Source organism: Chengkuizengella marina (genome assembly GCF_009910845.1).
Lineage (GTDB): Bacteria > Bacillota > Bacilli > Paenibacillales > KCTC-33759 > Chengkuizengella > Chengkuizengella marina.
In genome coordinates, this window is record NZ_SIJB01000030.1 from 20,269 (window position 1) to 37,961 (window position 17,693).

The window sequence follows — 17,693 nt, forward strand, 5'->3', positions numbered from 1 at the left end:
TAATATTAGCATTTTTACTTGAAAAACCTAGTCAAATCGGTTCTGGTGCAAGAATCAATTGAAAGAGATATTGAATCTATATTGTATGTACTAATTTAATAAAAGCTTTTCATATAAATCCTAGATCGAATCATGAGAGGGGATGGTACCAAACAATCTCAAATAAAATCAAAAATACGAATTTTCGGAGGAAAGAAAAATGAAAAATTATGGATTGAATATTACAAAAAAAAGAAAGCGCTTACTTGTTAATCTTTTTTTAACTTTTAGTTTGTTATTTACAATGGCAGCAGAATCGGGAGCTAGCAGTTACATTACAACGAAAGATTTTATGCTGGACGACAACAGAGATATGATAGAAATGGGTGGATTTTCTACCCAAGCATCATTACTCCCACCACTGGAAGAGTTATTACCTTGGAATTCTTATGATATTGGACTTCCTTCAAATACTAGAAATTATACGAATCAAGTAGAAGATGCAAATTTAATTGATTATATAGCAATAGATATATACAGTAGAGGGAATAGTATGTCTTATGGTGAGTTTCTTGAACTTACTAACCCTTATTTAGATGATATGGAGTATATATTTGCTGATGGAGAGGGAGATACTTGGATATATACTTGGTCTAATAAATCCTGCGTTGGAGGTTGTCCCATTGAACATGAGATTCCAGATGATGTAGGTTTTCCGTTTGAAGATATTCCAACAAATCCTGACGGATTTTTGGCTCAAGCTCGGTATTATAGTGATACACAAGCAGCACAAGAATCAAAAGTTAAATTCGAAGGATATTGGGAATTAGTCGATGGACAAGCTCTACAGAGTAATAATGGTGGGAGAATCTCTCAAGCATACACTGTAACCTCTGGAGTAGATATTAGTGCAGCGTATTCACTAGCTGAAACTATTGGAACAAAAATATCAACAGAATCTGGATTTCTTTTTGGAAAAGTATCTACCGAAATAAACAATGCTATAACTGAAACTTTTTCTTTTGCTAGAGGCATTAGCCAATATTCCTCAGCTACTACTACCTTTAATTTCGGGGATATAAATCCTAACGGAATACCCTATATTGGGGGTATATATCAATTAGTTGGTACGTATTCTGCTGTTCCTGGTCAAAGAATTAAGAATTTAATTAATAATTTAAACAGAGAATTTTATGCTAGACATAAATCTGAGATTTCAGTTCAAGATGTATTATATAGGCAAGTTCAAATTGATTATATTGAACCCTAGTCTTTAAGTTAAAATATATATTGCAGTTAAAACTAAAAGACCATCCTGCAGGATGGTCTTTCATTATTCAAAATAAGATTAAGTTAGATTCTTTTTTCTAATTCATAAAAACTTTCTGGCCATATGTTGAAGAATGATTATAATAATCTAATAATTTGAAATAAAAAAAATCAACGCACATTTTAAATTCTCATTTATATCTTATTAAAAAAAATGACTGCTACCTCCTAAAGAGCACAGTCAATATTGTTTACTGTATTATTCTGAATAACCAGCTACTGAATAATGATCAGAATAGTCATTATAGGTATTAATTATCGCTTTCCAATCAGGTGATTTATCATTCATTATTTCATTTATCCAAAAGGAAGGTTGTGCGTGATCTTTTTCAACAAAAATATAATCTAAGTAATGAGGATCTTTATCTGGGTGTTCTTTTGCTAAAATACTGTTTGTTTCTGGGTCCCATGTTGATGAATGCCCCCTATATTCAGGTGAAGTTACATTTAGTTTTTCAAGCATTGCAGCGTATTCTTCATCATTATTTTTATTCACATTAAAGTCTCCACCAATAAATACAATTTCATCATCTGGAATATTCTTTTGTATAACAAAATTTCTAAGCTCTTGAAATTGAGTGCTTCTTACAGATTCTTCCTCACCATTACCACATCCAGTATAATTTGCTTGTGCATGTGTCCCAATAATGTGATAGTATGCATCGTTTTTCTGAATTTTAACATAAATAAAACCTTTATTAGAATAATAATCTATGCCACAACCATTTTTATAAACGTATTGAATTTTTTCTATAATAGGCCATCTACTCATAATGGATACTCCACCATCCTCTGGAACGTAATTAGAATAATAACCTAACGTTTCATCCCAATCATTTTTACTTCGACCTAATACCGGAGTATGGAAAGGATACTCTTCTTTAAGTTTGGAAAGTAATGTTTCAGATGTTTGATTATCATATAATTCGTTCAATATAACTGCATCATGACCTTTCATATATTCAGCCTCACCGATGAATTTTGCACGTTCTGTTTGTCCCCAGCTAGTAATGTATGTAGGCATCAAAAAGACATTTTGCTGTACTAACTTAAAATCATTTGGATAATGATCACTGTCATTAGCTATTGAGTTATTGTTTGGAACTGACCAAATCATAATCACTATTAAAATGAAAAAAACTTTATTCACATTACAACCTCCTACAATATATGATATTTTATGTATTTAAACCAATACCATTGTATTCAAGTTGTAAATTCTTAATGTATTATTTTAAAATTACATAATTAAAATAAAAGAAAATCGGAGTTTTCCTATCTTTCTGGACCCAAAGTATTTATCTATTGGTTGTAAGTTTTTGAGTGTTATGTAGGAATTAACTAGAAAAATAGAGACTTAATTACAATTACTTCCGACACACATATATTAAAGACTACCTTAAAGTTAGGTTTGTGTTCTTCAGAAGTATAGGATGGGACAGTCGAAAATCGTCAAAGTGTGGCTATGCTTGGGAAAAGCTTTGATTGGAAGTGGATTGATGTTCATACTTCTTTATAGTTATAGAGTATTGCTGGTTTTATACCAATATCAAATTCTACTTTATAGTAATAAAATTATAAAAGTAAATTCCCTTAAATTAAAGATTTCTTTTTTCAACAATGCGCTTTTCTCTAAGATAAAGTGCCTTTCTTTATGATTTTGGCAAGATTGTTGAAGAACGAAATTATGGTGCGATCTGAGCAATGAGATTCCCTTTTTACTAAGAGGTGATGTATATAATTAAGAAACCCAGCTAATCTTCTAGTGTAAAGTTAACTGGGTTTTTAAAGTTGGATGGGTAAAATAACACATAAAATATACGCAAGTTATTGATCAAAGTGACAGGATGGTTTTTGATAAAGTTGTATTCAGTAAATTACAGCTTATGGTGCTAACTTTAATGAGCTAAGGATCTACTGTACGGTAAATTGTATCTTAGTTCTCATATGGAGAGTAAAATTATCTAATTTAAGTTTTTTTCTTAAGAATTTCTTTACGGTTTCTTATAAGAATGTTAAGGAATGAGTATTACAATAAATTTATACTTAATAGATAGGAGGTGAAGCAAGAAAAATATTGTTTATTAGAAGTGACAGATGAGTAGTAATATTAAATTAAAAAAGCACATAAATACAACTAATTTACAGGAGGAATTTTAATTATGAAAAAAATAATCGCCACAACAACACTTGCTTCTACAATTTTAATCGGTGGTCTAACAGGATTTGCTTTCGCAAATGATAACAACGGCAGTATAACAGAATTAGCTTTAGTAAATGGTATCAACAGCAGTTCAGATCCAATAATAAATGAAATTCATTCTATTATTGGGAGCGAAACATTGCATACAACTGAAAGTGTAGACAGTTTAGTTACCAGTGATGGTACCGTAGTATTAAAATATGATGGGAAAGGTGGAATATTTGATACAGAAGGAAATGAAATAAGTAAGGAGGACTACTTCCGCATACTTGGAACACATCCCTTTAGCATTGGTCCAAAAGAAGGGGTAGGTGAGGACACTCCTCAAGAGGTGATTTTACAAATGAATATAGCATTTTTTATTGTAGATTCGTCTGGAAAAACAACGGAAGAAATATCGGAAGAAATATCAGAAGCTCAGGATACGGTCGGCACATATAGAGAGGCTCGTAAATTAGGGATTAAAATAGGAGACAAACCAGTAGATCAGGTGATGAATGAGATAACTAATCTACGTCATGAAGGAATAACTGAAATAAATGATCCCTATTTTACTGCTAAGGAATACAATGAGACATTAAACTTAGCAAAAGAAAATGGGATTAAAACAGACGAAAAAAGATTCCTCAAAATACAGCAAGAATTGGCAGAAAAACTAAATCTACACAGCTATAAGACACTTTAATGATCACCATTTTACGTGTATAATATTTAACAAAGTTGCACAGTAGTACATTGGTTATTTTTTTTCTCGGCAATACCTGCTAATAAAAGCTCAAGAGATCTTCCACAATCTGGCGCGATTATGGAATAACATGAGTAGAAAATGATCCATCTTTTTATAAAAAACATGTAGTTAATATCCAATCTAGAATCCATTTTGATCAATCTTTCTTTCAAAATGGATTCTTTTTGTTTGCAATAGAATATAGGTTTGCATAAGTTTTAGATCAAACTTTATTTTAAATCTACACCAACAAGAAATCTATCTGTCTTATTGGAATTTTTAGAATATGTTGCAGTCAGAGAGGTATATCATTTTTAATATTGCTATTTTTGATTCATAGATATTATGAAAAGAATTAAACTCAATATTTCTATTACAGAAATTTTATTAAATAAATACAAAGGAACATAATCACCATAATATAACAATAATTGAAATATATGATATGATATAGTAAAATATTGTCTATTAAAAGTTGATAGATATTATAAATCATGAATATGGAGATGAAGAATGATGAAGAAAAAAGGAATTTTAACTCTCTTTTTAGCTTTTATTATGGTTTTGTCAGTAGGAGGATATTTGGAAGCAGATGCTGGACCTGGCTCTTTGGATGGGGTATATCTCTATGAAGATTATGATTATGAAGGAAGGCAATTATATTTTCCATCTCCTGGAGAATATAACTTAGACGATGATTATGACTTTAATGATGAATTAAGTTCATTAAGAATTATTGGTGACTACGCAGTAGTGATTTATGAAGATGATGATTGGTCAAATACCAGTTCATATTTTGACAGTGGTGATCGTGTATCTGATATATCGGATTATAAATTAGGAAATGACGAAGCATCGTCAATTACCATTTACAAACTTCCTAGTGATAATGGAGGACTTCATTTATTTGAAGATTATGATTTTGAAGGAGATCATTTTAGATTTGGTCCAGGTCTATACGATTTAAAAGATTTTGATTTCAATGATGAAGCAAGCTCCTTTTATATCAATGGTCCCTATAGAGTAACATTCTATCAAGATACTTTTTCAGGAGCAAGTGTAACTGTAACAAGTATTACTTACTTAGAATCGGAAAAGTTAAAATATTTTGTAATAGGCAATGATACAATCACTTCAGTATGGATAGAGGATTTAAGATAAGCATTCTTAGGTTAGTTTACGTAGGTTCGTTCTTTTTCCTTTACTAGAATAAAAAGATAAATCCATTCTTAAATAGAAGAGTGGATTTTTCTAATCATAATTTTATAATGATGCAACTGGAGTTGATTAGAGTTTTAAATTATAACTTCTAAAAGATTTCAAACTTTCTGATCTTCAACAATATGAAGCTTTTGTACCTAATTTTATGATTTGGAACAGATTAAGAGAATAATGAAATTTTGAAAAAGCTTCCACATATCGAGTGGAAGCTAGGTTAAATGCTATATTTTTTAATTCTCTTTATGATTTTCTTTTATTAAGGAGAGCTTGTTTTTTAGATCACAACGGATAACAGCATATTGATTCATCCCAAACCAGCTATGCTTTGTTTTTGTGTCTAATATAAAGTCTCTTAATTTTATGACAAAATCACTTTCCAATTACCTTTGAGGTCTCCCTCATACACTGTTAAAACCTTACTATTTTTTATTATCAATGCTATCTGATATTCATAACTATATAAAACTAGTGCATCTGTTTCTTCGTCTAAATATGGAACACCATAAGCCATAGTTTCAGCATATTGTTGTTCAGAAATTTTTCTGTCATGAGCCTGTACGAGAGCATGACTTGTTGCTTCAAAATAAGTTTTTTCGCCTTCAGTAATATCATTGTAAATTAATTTTATTACGTCTTCATTTAGCATAATATTAATTACCTCCTAATAAGGTTCCTACTAACAAGCATTAATAAGGATACCCATACCACTAAGATCATAAATTTTCGTTATTAGCAGTTTGTCTAGATTAATTGAATCAACTTAAATTTCTCAATATATGTGTATTATTTTTTCTATGAATGTTAGAGAACCAAATATCATTTTTTTATTTAGAGATCACAAGGGATATTAAGCATATTGGTCTATCCGAAACCAACTATGCTTTGTTTTATATCTCTATATATAAAGTCTCTTTAAGATATCGAAAAACAACCCTAACAATGTTTATTCCCCTTATCTCTATATGTTTATAAATAGATTTGTTTATTTTTTTAGAACTTGTGTACGATATTACTAAAAAAGGTAGTTTATTAACATTGGGTATACTAGGAATAGGTTTAGGATTTTTTTTAAATTGATAAACATGTATAAAAAAGGAGAGGGAATTCAATTAAGAATACAAAAGATTTTACGTCAAGGATATTTTATGTTTATAACAAATTGATGATTAGAGCATCTATTATGAGAACTAAACAGATTCATTTTGAAGGAGTGATTAAACCATGAAACAATCAATAGTACATATTGCTTTACTTGTTAGAGAGTATGATGAGGCTATAGACTTTTATACGAAGAAGCTTAATTTTACATTAATAGAAGATAGTTATCAAGCAGAACAAGATAATCGTTGGGTTGTAGTTTCTCCCCCTGGTTCCGTTGGAACAACAATATTATTGGCTAGAGCATCTAAACCTGAACAAGAACAATTCGTAGGTAATCAGACAGGTGGGAGAGTATTTTTATTTTTAAATACCGATGATTTCTGGAGAGACTACAAAGAAATGATGGCTCAGGGTATAGAGTTTGTTAGAGAACCTAAAGAGGAACCTTATGGTAAGGTGGCTGTATTCAAAGACCTATATGGTAATTTGTGGGACCTTATTGAGCTGAATGAAGACCATTCAATTTCAAAACGAATAAAATCAACACTGTAAGTTCATTTTATTTAAATGCGTAATTAGTATATGTAACTTGTTTTGAATTGAAGCTTTTAATGTGGGCGGGCTAATTGAAATAATAGACTTACCATAACGTAAAAAATAATCTGAAATAAAATCTTCTTCATTCCAATTGTAATAACCCGATATTATATAGTTATCATCTGTTTTTTGAATTGACATTGATGGATAATGTTCCTTGTCATATAAATCCTTTCCTCTATCTGTTACAATTATCGAGAACTCAATAGCATCAGTTTGTTTGTGATGATTCTCTACAAGTGATAATAAATACTCTAATCTCATTGAATTCTTATTTTCAACCACTTCTAGTGATAAAATTTTATCACACCGTAGATTTTGGACTTTTTGTATATCAATATTGTAAATTTTAGAATACCATTGCCCAAATTTAGAGTTAATTTTAATAAACTGGCCTGTTATTTGTATTTTTTCTTTATTTTTTAAATAGGATACTAGATAAATTTTTTCCTCAACAATACCTTGAATTAAATCTTTTAAATAAGGATTGAAATTGCTATGGTTGGTAATTTCCAGGTTTATCAACCCCTTCATTTTCTCAATATTATCTTTCACTTTACTTGGTAATACTTGGTTGAATTTATTCTCCAATTTAATTATTTCATATTCAAATGGTTTTGCTTTATATCTTTTTAAAGTCAACATAGCAAAATACATTGCATACATTTCATCCACAGTAAAGGTAATTGGAGATAATATTCGGTTATCTAATACTAAATACTTCCCATTTCTACCTTGTTCAGCGTAAATTGGCATTCCTAATAATTCTAATGACTGAACGTCTCTAATTGCTGTACTTCTAGATATGTTATACTTTTCCATCAAGTCCTTAAGGTTAAAAGCCTTTTTATCATTTATGAATTGCAACATATCATTTAATCTTTCAGATTTATTCATATTAAAACTCCTTAAATGGTGTCATGATTTGATACTTTTTAAATGTATACTAAAAGTGTCAAAAATAAAAGGAGGTCTTTACATTGACATTAGAGATTGCAGTTTTTTTATCTATGAATGGAAAGGCAAATGATGCAATTAGTTTTTACAAGAAACATCTAAATGCTAAGGAGTTATTACTTGTGACATATTCAGATATGAAAAAAAGTGATAGTTCAATTGTATTAACAGAAGAAAATAAAGATTATATTTCACATTCGGTACTTCAAATTGGAAAAACTAAACTAATGATTGCTGAAGAAACAATGATACCTAATGAGATTTACAATGTAGGTAATAATATCTCGCTTTGTATTCAAAGTGCAAACTTTGCAGAAGTACAAAGTTTTTATAATAATTTAATAAGCGATGATAGAGTTCAAATTATTTTCCCTCTTTCTAAGAATAGTTTCAGTGAAGCTTATGGTATTGTCCAAGATCCTTATGGTGTTCAAATTCAACTTATGTATGACACTCGTTTAAAATAGCACATGCCTTTCGATATGTGAGACTCATTTACTTTTGTGATCAGCCAATTCTTCAATACTGACCACTATGTGTCTTTGAGTCTCCTAAGGTATTCGTCATACAATTCTATTTATTCATTTCCTGTTCCACCTTTTCCCACACTTTCTCTACATCAAGTGGTTGAAAAGGGGTTTTCTTAAACCCTTCTTTACATAACTTGTATATTGCTCGATTGTAAGGAGCTTTAAGATTTGCCATATCTGCTAAGTGTATAAAATATCCATTTAATGATTCCAACTCGGAATCACTTTTCCCATGTTGTATAATGTCTTGTCCCATACTACTCATCACCATTTTGGAAAGATTCTTTCTAAAGATCCCATCTGTTAGGAAATGAGGTAGCTTTACAGCCACAGTCATGGTTAACCAAGAGGGCATATCACCTAGACGGCATTCCTTATACCCTGATGCTTTAATAATTTCTACACCTTCATACAGTAAATGGATTAAGATCTTTTTAAATAAACGAAAATGGCTAATTTCTCGATAACCATGACCTACTAAGGTTGTGAAAGAATTTGTTAGATTAACAATCATCTTTGAATGAGCTGCATTCAGTAGTTGGTCTGTGATGACCGTCTCTACTCCCAAATTAAATATATCTGAAACCAATTTTATTTCTGTTCTCAAAGAATTGTCTGGTGTACCTACAATGAATGGCCCTTTCTTCTGATATCCTATTACACAAGGCTCATCAATCCAAGCGTTATAGCTGACTACTCCATAGATGATTTTTTTAAAATATTTGGGGAGTATTCGTTGGTTTTCCACTCCGTTTTGGAGAGCAACAATAATGGTATTTTCATCTAGTTTATCATGTATAGCTTGAGCTACTGAATCTAAGCTATAGTTTTTCACAGCTAAGACCACAATATCGACTCTTTCTAACTCTGACAAGTCACTAATAGATTGAACACGTATCGTTTCTACCTTCTCTTTCTCCCCTTGTTGATAAGCAATGATTCCCCTATTTTTTAGTTCCTTTGCTACTATATCACGATCGAGCATATATGTATTTTTGTATTTAGGACTAAGCCATGCACCTAGTGTTCCACCTATTGCTCCAGCTCCCAATATAACCAAATTTTTTTCCACACTTCCCATACGATTTCCCCCTTGATCAATTATCAAAGTTATTGTGTTTAAGCTTTACATGAATGGGCTCAAATAAGAAAGACAAAATGATTGTTTTTTGCTAATTAGGTTATGAGTATATTTTTAGAGAGGTGATTTATAATCAGAGTTTGGCAAATCAAAGGCTGCTGTCATTCCCATCGTAAAACGTGTTTGGAAAGGTTGTTCTTCAATTTCGAGGTCCTTTAGCACTTTCCCGCTTGGTGTGTTTCCGATTTTCAAATAAGTTTGATCTGGTTTTACATTTTTATTAAATAGTAGTTTTATGTTTTTATTTACATTGAAGATAGATTTGAAGTTCGTCTTACTTTGCAAAAACTGGTTATTAAAACGTGAATATAAGTTAGAAGTAACATCAAATTTAGTAGGATTGCCATTCATAGGGACAGATAGTTCAAAGTACGGTTGGCCATCTTCCTCTTTTGCCACAGTAATGCATTTTCCTTCTTTCTCAAAGATGTCTATTTCTTGAGTTACTTTCGGAAGTCCCCAAATCTTATGACCCCGGATTGTATTTTCAAGTGATGTAACAGGCATAGAAAATACATAATAACCAAAATTTTTAAACATTTTCTCTAAGACCATAGGAAGAATGGGAGGGTTAAAACCTGGGTCAACTAAGATGGGAATGCTCATTGCTATTTCGTTGTATCCTGGTATACCCAGAACATTTTTGTATTCATAACAGGAGAAAACTACGATCGTACGACCTTCAGGCATTCTTACTGGTTTCATTCGTGGGTGTGGCATTAGTCTCTCAGCCTTCTGGTAGTTACACATAAATATACCAATGGCACATGTTACATCCCCGTAAAAGGTAGGGAATAAATAGTTTTTAGAGAGGTTTTCATCTAATTGAATGGGTTTATCAGCGTGCCTAAGTTGAAAACGCAGGAAAAACTCGTCTTTAAAAAGTTTTTCATTCTTGAGTATTGTTTCATCATACTGCATAAGTTTCTTCATTTTCGTATCCTCCGAATTAATCTCATTAGGTTTGTATCAATTGTGCTATAAAACCTCTAGTTTAATCTATGAAGATAGTTGGTGATTTGAAGAAATCCTTCATGTTGAGGATTGATCTTGAATTAGTTATAGCTAGCATATCAATTTGTAATGAATCTAACAACAACTTTCTTACATTTAATTCCATGAAGTATAATCAGTTAACTTTCAGCTAAATGTAGATTGCTAATCACTACCTTCCGCAATATGGCACTCTTTTAGAGAAGATAGTTAATAGAATGATCAAACTTTATTTTAAACCAAGAAACTTATTTTTTGGGACATTCAAGTTAAATTTAAATGATAAATATAGTAAAATTTACTTAATTACTAATTTAGTCAAAAAAGTTTATTATGATAGATAAAAAGGTGGATTTGTATGCCTAAGATTGACAATATACTTGCAATACTATGGATGCTAAGTTCAGGTGAAAAAATTACTGCAAAGCAAATTTCAGAAAAGTTAGAGATGAGTATAAGGACTGTGTATCGTTATATTGATACACTTTCAACAAGTGGTGTACCTATTATTTCAGAGACAGGACATAACGGTGGATATACTTTATTGAACAATTTTATTGAAGCTCCTCTTTTTTTTGATTTTGAGGAGCAAACCTCACTGCTTCACGCTGCTATTTTTGCAGAAGAAGCCGGATATTATGGAGGTGAAGCACTTAATAGGGCTATTTCAAAGCTAGGCAAACATTCTAATCAAGAGCAGGAAACAAAGATAAACCAACATTTAACCAATCTTGAAGTAATAAGTCGATTAAGTTCTCACTTTATTGAACCTCTCTTGAAAGAGTTGGAGCAGGCCGTAGCTGACAGATACTCTGTAAAAATTCTATACTACAAAAGTGGTGAAGAGCAATCAAAGTATAGATTGGTTGATCCGTACAGAATTATCTATTGGAATAATAAATGGTATGTGATTGGATTTTGCCATCTTAGGAATGATATCCGTAATTTTAGAGTAGATCGAATTGAAAGTTTAATGATAACTGAAAATAAGTTTAACCAGCTAGAAAATTTTTCAGCACGTGAATTTTTCATGAAAAACCTCCTTCCAACTATGGAAGATAAGGAAGGGATAATTTCTTTAGTTATTAATGGAAACACAACGACGTTGGATGATATTTGCCAACATTGGTTTTTAGGACATTATTTACAAAAACGGACTTCAAATCAAGCATGGTTTCTTCTTGAACAAGATATAATACATACGCATGTACCTTATTTACTTTTACCGTATGGTAAATCTATTCAAGTTATTGAGCCAATAAGTCTTAAGAAAAGACTTATTGAAGTTTTGTCGGAATTAATAAAATTTCATCAAGTAAAATAACTTCACTGACATTAACTGTCAGGGAAGTTATTTTATAATAGTCTAATCAATTGTGATTGGAGTGTTTATCAGATGCAAACAAAAGTTTATCTTTATGTATTTCATACAATGTCAGACTGGGAATATGGATATTTAATTGCTGAACTAAATTCAGGAAGATATTTTAAAAAAGATTTAGCACCTTTAAAAGTAGTTACAGTAGGAAGTAAAAAAGAAATGATTACTACCATGGGGGGACTGAACATACAACCAGATATTTCACTAGATGAGTGTACTCTTGAGAGTAATGATCTTTTAGTTTTACCTGGGGGGAATACTTGGGGAGAAAATATTCATCAACCTATTTTGAAGAAAATTGGCCAAGCTTTAAAGGTTGGCACTATTGTTGCTGCAATTTGTGGTGCTACTGAGGGATTAGCGAATATTGGATACCTAGACTCTAGAAAGCATACAAGTAATAACTTAGAGTATATTAAAATGGTCTGTCCTAATTATAAAGGAGAAAATTTTTATGAGATGGGACCTGCAGTATCTGATAAGAATTTGGTTACTGCTTCAGGAATAGCTCCTCTGGAATTTTAACTGGAAGTACTGAAATTATTAGATGTATTTGCACCGGATACATTGCATTCATGGTATAACCTAAATAAGACGCTTAACCCTAAATACTTCCCCCATTTAATAAATTCAATAAATAGATGATCTAAAAAATTAACTTAGCAATTTTGATTAGTTAAATGATTGAGGCATTCAGATAAGTACCTATTATCATGTATTGATCTTCAACAAATTGGCGCATTTCTCTAATAAGGAGAAGCGTCTTTATTTATGATAAGCCCAGATACTGCAATTGATATTACCCAAAAGATTACAGCGTACATTTACCTGACCGTTCTTCTCTAGGTAAACTTATTAAGATTTTTGTCAATCATGTTCTGAATGCCCCCATTATATGTACTAAATACTAATATGTAAAGCGTTATTTTCATGCTTAATTATATATTTTTTAAAATTAATTTCAATTTGCAGGGTTTTTTTGGTTTTTTCATAAACATCCATATAAGGTTGTAACTAGATAGAAATTTAGATTTTATATATAATTTATCTCACATCATAAAATTACTTACAAAAGGTATAAAAAATCAAGGTCTCATTAGATGCCAACGATAATAGGGTTGAGAAAGGGAATACTTGTGGAAAAAGTTTATTTTAAAAAGAATTAAGAAGTGATTTTAGTTTCGTATTTAAGTGAATACATCTACACAGTGAACTAAATAAATGGAGGAGATTAACAACGTGAATAAGTATTATATTGAATTGCCTTACATTGGAGTTTTAAAGGTTGAAGTTAACGCAGAAACAGAAGAAGAAGCACTTGAGAAATTAGTTGAAGCAGATAAAGAAGAAATTTTTAAAGGCAAAATTGATGATATCTCATATATTGATGAAGATTGGAATTATCAAGAACAAGTTACACAAGGTAATAATTCATATGCAGTTCAGTATGATATGTTTATAGAAGAAGTAGAGAAAGATAAGTAAGTGGTGGTTAATTTGAAAAAAGATATTCCTGATAAAATCCATATTATAGGGTCAGTCGGAAGTGGAAAGACAACTTTAGCAAGAGTTTTATCAAATTCGTATAATATACCATATTATGAATTAGATAATGTGGTATGGGAAAGACATAAATCTGGAGATATTAGAAGAACTGATGAAGAAAGAGATAATTATCTTGAAGAAATAATCAGTTCTGATGTTTGGATAATAGAAGGTGCTCATAATCATCAATGGGTAGAAAAAAGCTTTCAGAATGCTAATTTGATTATTTTTTTGGATACACCTTATCCAATAAGAATAGTAAGGATCATAAAGAGATTTATCTTGCAAAAAATGGGTTTGGAAAAGGCAAATTATCATCCAACTATAAAAATGTTTGTGAAGATGTTTCAATGGAACGCTGCATTTGAGAAGGAAAGTAAACCAAAGATTTTAAATATGCTAAATGAAAATAAATCTAATTCAATTATTTTAAAGGATAATATGAAAATCCCCTCACTTTGATGGAAGTGAGAGGATTTATATTCTTCAAATCAATATAGATCGACAACAAACTTCTCCCATGATCCGATCTTCGATCGATTGGCATGTGCTTCGCCATCGTTTTCTCCTACAACATATTTGCCATGTACACTTTTTAAAGAAATTTGGTCGCCGTCAACTAAACATCCCGTACTATCGGTATGATTGATGAGGGTAAATTCTTCCCATGAGTTGGATTGAGACGCTCTGGCATCAAGGCTACCACCTTCTGTCGCTCGGAGATAATAACCGGTTCATGTTTCAATATTTACAATGTCACCGTTAAGAATACAACTACTTCCATCTGGGCTATCGACAACTTTAATATTGAACTTTTCCCATGAATATACGTTTCCACGATTTGCATTAACATCGTCGTTACCATCGTTTTCTGCTACTAAATATTTACCATGTGCAGATAGGAAGGCAACATTGAATAAGGAAGTTGCAGGGTCACCAAATGCATTCGTCCAATTGCTATTTTCATTAGGTCCAGAGGGTCCGCTACTTAAGACGCACAAATCAAAAATATTACAATCTTGTTCTAGATTTCCCCAACGGTGAACGCCACCGGATAGAGGATCAGAAGGATCTTTTCCGGATTCAGTCCATGTATTGTTAGAACTTAACCACGCAGGCCATGATGTATTTGACAATCCTTCTTGTAAGTCAAAATCATAGGCTTCTACAGCATTCCATGTATCCCATGCGGTTCCTTGGCTTGTCTCATCCACTAATTCATCAATATATAGGTCATTGTACACATGGTCACCTGGATCTTTCCAAGTTCCATGCGAGCCTTTTGCCGAATAAGTTACAATGTGTGTTTCGTCTACAGTTTCAAAATCAGTCCAGTTGTACTGTTTGTTTGATGAATGATAATTTAATTGTACTTGCATAGGTTTTCCATTTACGAGTCGAATTTGCATGCCTTCCCAGTCACCAACATGATGACCGTATTCTGAAAGCAGGGAGCCGAGGAGCCAATCAATATTGGAGGGTAGTTTCCCGCGATTGTATGGATACCAGATATAGTATTTGATATCAATCGTATTAGGGCCTGCTTCACGCCATCCAGCGTAGATACGGGCATTATCAAGATCACCACTAAAGAAGTCGAGTACGTCCTCAGCATCATTCAGTTCTTCGATTGTTTGTAAGGAGTACTCATTACTTCCAGATGGCTGATAGCGTTCCATATATTGCGCTGACCACTCAACTGAAGAGGGGAAATATTCTTCTTCATCATCAAACCAGATACGAGGTGCATACTTTGTAACCAGCGCAAGTTTCTCTTCGGCTGAATACGTTTCTGTACTTTGTTCGATTGCACCTGCATCATTGGGAAGGCCAAATCCCAATACAAGTCCACATAAAACAAAAAGCAATATCTTCTTCACTACATCAACTCCTTTTGAATATTAAGAATAATGATATCTAACAATCATCTGATGCGTTGATAAATTAGATTGTAAGCACTTTCATTATATCATTAAATTTCAATATATTGGGTTTTATTGTAATAATTTCAATCTGAATTTCCAGCCAATATCATGGTAGAGCATAGCTACGTTGAAAGAATGAATTTTAAATATCAATATAATTCAACTACTTAGCGCTATTCTCTAAGAGCTGCGTCTTTATTATGATTTTGGTCAGATGTGTTAAAGAACGGTTATGAATATATACTCATAAAGCCGCCAAAAGGCGGCCTAAGTGTACTAGAGATTATTTACATTTGAAAAGAATGGAGCACAGTTGTTAATGATTTGGTTACTTGTGCAGATGGTCCCAATTGCTCGAAGATATTGGGAGCAAACGTCCATTCACTTAATTATGGATGTTTAAAGCTCTTAGTAAAGCATTTAAGCTATTATCTGCATCTTTTTTACTATGAAAAGCGTTTGGAACTGTTAACCCTAAATGATGGTAACCAGGATATACATGCAGTTCTGTAAGTACTCCGTCATACATTAAGCGTTTTGCAAAATCCAATGTCTCATCAGCAAACAATTCAATAGAACCTACACATAAATATGTGCTAGGTAAACCTTTAAAAGTCTTAGCTCTTGCGGGGGAATAATATGCTAAAACGCCATCAGTTCCAGGCTCTTGATTAAGAACAGACTTCCACCCAAAATAATGGATAGCATGATTGAAAAAGTATTCACCATTAAAAGGATGAGCCTCTTTGATAGCTGTACGATCATCTAGCATCGGTAGGGATAATCGCAAATGATGAATATTAAATTCCTGACGATCACGAATAAATAGTGCCAGTCCACCAGCTAATCCGGATCCAGCACTTTCACCAGCAACAGCGACTTTTTGGGTATCGATATTTAATTCTTTAGCATGGTCGATACACCATTTAATTCCTGAATAACAATCATGCAATTGAGCTGGTTGGGAAAATTCAGGGGCTAAACGATAGTCTACAGAGACACCAATAAAATGATAGTGATGTGCTAAAAATGCATGTGTTTTATTATCTAATTCTGGACTACCAACAATCATACCACCGCCATGCATAGAATAAATGAATGGATATAGTTGCTCAGGTTTATTTTTCGGTTTTGTAATGACCAACCTTACTTTAGAATCATCAAATATATTATCTATCCAAACTTCTTCTCTTTCTATATCATATCGCTCTTTCACATTAGAAGAGAAAAACGATTTCATTTGTTCTCGTACTTCTAAATAATTTTCTGGTGTTAAACTCATACTACCCATTTCATCTATAATGCCTCGTATTTCTGGATCAATTAAATGTTCACTTCGTTTAACTGCTTTCATAGTACACCTCCAAATTTAAAAGTGATATTATGCCAATTTTTGTTTTTATAACTACGTAACAGGAATAGTCTATGTCTGTTAGAAGAATATCATTTCATTTAAACATTCAAAGAAAGCCTGTCTTTACAGGCTTTCTTAATCATTTTTCAATATGTTTAAAGAATCGAATATCTACAATTACTTTAAGTATAAGTATCCTTCAAAGATAAGATATGCACCCGAAATTGAGTTCGGATAACAATGTGTTAAAGGTAAATTTCCTGCATATGTCTTTCCATCATGTACTTCTTCATAATACCATGAAAGTGGGGCAGCCCAGCAGCTAGTCGGATAAGAAAATCCATGTTTTGAATAGACTCGATCTACTTCAATATTTTCAGATGCTATTCCAGTAGATATAGGCACGGAAAGAAGTAGAGAAATAATTAGAAAAGTAGAGAAAAAAGTCTTTTTCATTTATAACACCTCCCTTCATTTTCATATTTTATAATGATTACTACATTTCCTTTAGTGTCCTTTTGGATAATTGCTGTCTATTGACCCCCAAAATATATCCAACTTCAATTAGCTCGTGGTAAAAACAGAGTTTTAATAACTAAGAGCAAGGTTCAAAGGTTTTTATATTTCATATTTTACTTCCCTTCTTTATAAACCCATAGACACTTTAGTGTTATTTTTCCAATATGGAAGTGTAAGTTACCAAAAAAATT

16 protein-coding genes and 1 pseudogene are annotated in these 17,693 nt (G+C 31.9%); 9 read left to right on the plus strand and 8 right to left on the minus strand.

Going from position 1 to position 17,693, the window contains the following annotated elements; all coding sequences use genetic code 11:
- Positions 1-199: 199 nt before the first annotated feature.
- On the plus strand, positions 200-1,249 hold the full coding sequence (locus ERL59_RS14755; protein ID WP_160646996.1) for a hypothetical protein: 1,050 nt from the start codon (positions 200-202) through the stop codon (positions 1,247-1,249).
- Positions 1,250-1,507: 258 nt separating this feature from the next.
- On the opposite strand, the gene sph is transcribed toward ERL59_RS14755, so the two are convergent.
- Positions 1,508-2,458 carry a sphingomyelin phosphodiesterase gene (sph, locus tag ERL59_RS14760; protein ID WP_160646997.1) on the minus strand — a complete coding sequence of 317 codons (951 nt, stop codon included), beginning with the start codon at positions 2,456-2,458 and terminating at the stop codon, positions 1,508-1,510.
- A gap of 1,012 nt (positions 2,459-3,470) precedes the next feature.
- On the opposite strand from sph, the gene ERL59_RS14765 reads away from it, so the two are divergent.
- Together ERL59_RS14765 and ERL59_RS14770 are read left to right on the plus strand one after the other, a co-directional pair.
- Positions 3,471-4,196, plus strand: a complete 726-nt coding sequence (locus ERL59_RS14765; protein WP_160646998.1) for a hypothetical protein — start codon at positions 3,471-3,473, stop codon at positions 4,194-4,196.
- Positions 4,197-4,751: 555 nt separating this feature from the next.
- Positions 4,752-5,399, plus strand: a complete 648-nt coding sequence (locus ERL59_RS14770) for a peptidase inhibitor family I36 protein (protein ID WP_160646999.1) — start codon at positions 4,752-4,754, stop codon at positions 5,397-5,399.
- Positions 5,400-5,817: 418 nt separating this feature from the next.
- On the opposite strand, the gene ERL59_RS14775 is transcribed toward ERL59_RS14770, so the two are convergent.
- The gene (locus ERL59_RS14775) at positions 5,818-6,105 is read right to left on the minus strand and encodes a hypothetical protein (RefSeq protein ID WP_160647000.1); all 288 of its coding nucleotides are present in this window, start codon (positions 6,103-6,105) and stop codon (positions 5,818-5,820) included.
- A gap of 575 nt (positions 6,106-6,680) precedes the next feature.
- Here ERL59_RS14775 and ERL59_RS14780 point away from each other — a divergent pair.
- Positions 6,681-7,112: a VOC family protein gene (locus ERL59_RS14780; RefSeq protein WP_160647001.1), complete on the plus strand. Its 432-nt coding sequence runs from the start codon at positions 6,681-6,683 to the stop codon at positions 7,110-7,112.
- On the opposite strand, the gene ERL59_RS14785 is transcribed toward ERL59_RS14780, so the two are convergent.
- The gene (locus tag ERL59_RS14785) at positions 7,101-8,054 is read right to left on the minus strand and encodes a helix-turn-helix transcriptional regulator (RefSeq protein ID WP_160647002.1); all 954 of its coding nucleotides are present in this window, start codon (positions 8,052-8,054) and stop codon (positions 7,101-7,103) included. The two genes, ERL59_RS14780 and ERL59_RS14785, sit on opposite strands and share 12 nt — an antisense overlap.
- 83 nt (positions 8,055-8,137) lie before the next feature.
- Here ERL59_RS14785 and ERL59_RS14790 point away from each other — a divergent pair, with 83 nt between their 5' ends.
- Positions 8,138-8,581 carry a VOC family protein gene (locus ERL59_RS14790; protein ID WP_160647003.1) on the plus strand — a complete coding sequence of 148 codons (444 nt, stop codon included), beginning with the start codon at positions 8,138-8,140 and terminating at the stop codon, positions 8,579-8,581.
- Positions 8,582-8,687: 106 nt separating this feature from the next.
- Here ERL59_RS14790 and ERL59_RS14795 read toward each other — a convergent pair whose 3' ends face one another.
- Both ERL59_RS14795 and ERL59_RS14800 read right to left on the minus strand, forming a co-directional pair.
- Entirely contained in the window at positions 8,688-9,725 is a 1,038-nt protein-coding gene (locus ERL59_RS14795) for a ketopantoate reductase family protein (protein WP_160647004.1), read from the minus strand.
- A gap of 114 nt (positions 9,726-9,839) precedes the next feature.
- The gene (locus ERL59_RS14800) at positions 9,840-10,718 is read right to left on the minus strand and encodes an acetoacetate decarboxylase family protein (RefSeq protein WP_160647005.1); all 879 of its coding nucleotides are present in this window, start codon (positions 10,716-10,718) and stop codon (positions 9,840-9,842) included.
- Positions 10,719-11,136: 418 nt separating this feature from the next.
- Between ERL59_RS14800 and ERL59_RS14805 the strand changes: the two genes are divergently transcribed.
- The 4 genes and pseudogenes from ERL59_RS14805 (at position 11,137) to ERL59_RS14820 (ending at position 14,166) form a co-directional block, all read left to right on the plus strand.
- Entirely contained in the window at positions 11,137-12,102 is a 966-nt protein-coding gene (locus ERL59_RS14805) for a helix-turn-helix transcriptional regulator (RefSeq protein WP_160647006.1), read from the plus strand.
- A gap of 72 nt (positions 12,103-12,174) precedes the next feature.
- Positions 12,175-12,804 (plus strand): annotated as a pseudogene (locus ERL59_RS14810) (type 1 glutamine amidotransferase family protein).
- Between the two features lie 594 nt (positions 12,805-13,398).
- Positions 13,399-13,644 carry a hypothetical protein gene (locus ERL59_RS14815; protein WP_160647007.1) on the plus strand — a complete coding sequence of 82 codons (246 nt, stop codon included), beginning with the start codon at positions 13,399-13,401 and terminating at the stop codon, positions 13,642-13,644.
- Positions 13,645-13,656: 12 nt separating this feature from the next.
- Entirely contained in the window at positions 13,657-14,166 is a 510-nt protein-coding gene (locus ERL59_RS14820) for an AAA family ATPase (RefSeq protein ID WP_160647008.1), read from the plus strand.
- Positions 14,167-14,438: 272 nt separating this feature from the next.
- Here the strand turns inward: ERL59_RS14820 and ERL59_RS14825 are convergent, their stop codons facing one another.
- The 3 genes from ERL59_RS14825 to ERL59_RS14835 form a co-directional block, all read right to left on the minus strand.
- Positions 14,439-15,584 (minus strand): Vps62-related protein, encoded by a 1,146-nt coding sequence (locus ERL59_RS14825; RefSeq protein ID WP_160647009.1) that lies wholly within the window; start codon positions 15,582-15,584, stop codon positions 14,439-14,441.
- A gap of 430 nt (positions 15,585-16,014) precedes the next feature.
- A complete protein-coding gene (locus tag ERL59_RS14830; protein WP_160647010.1) occupies positions 16,015-16,983 on the minus strand; it encodes an alpha/beta hydrolase fold domain-containing protein in 969 nt (322 codons plus the stop codon).
- Positions 16,984-17,160: 177 nt separating this feature from the next.
- A complete protein-coding gene (locus ERL59_RS14835) occupies positions 17,161-17,439 on the minus strand; it encodes a hypothetical protein (protein ID WP_160647011.1) in 279 nt (92 codons plus the stop codon).
- Between the last annotated feature and the right edge of the window lie 254 nt (positions 17,440-17,693).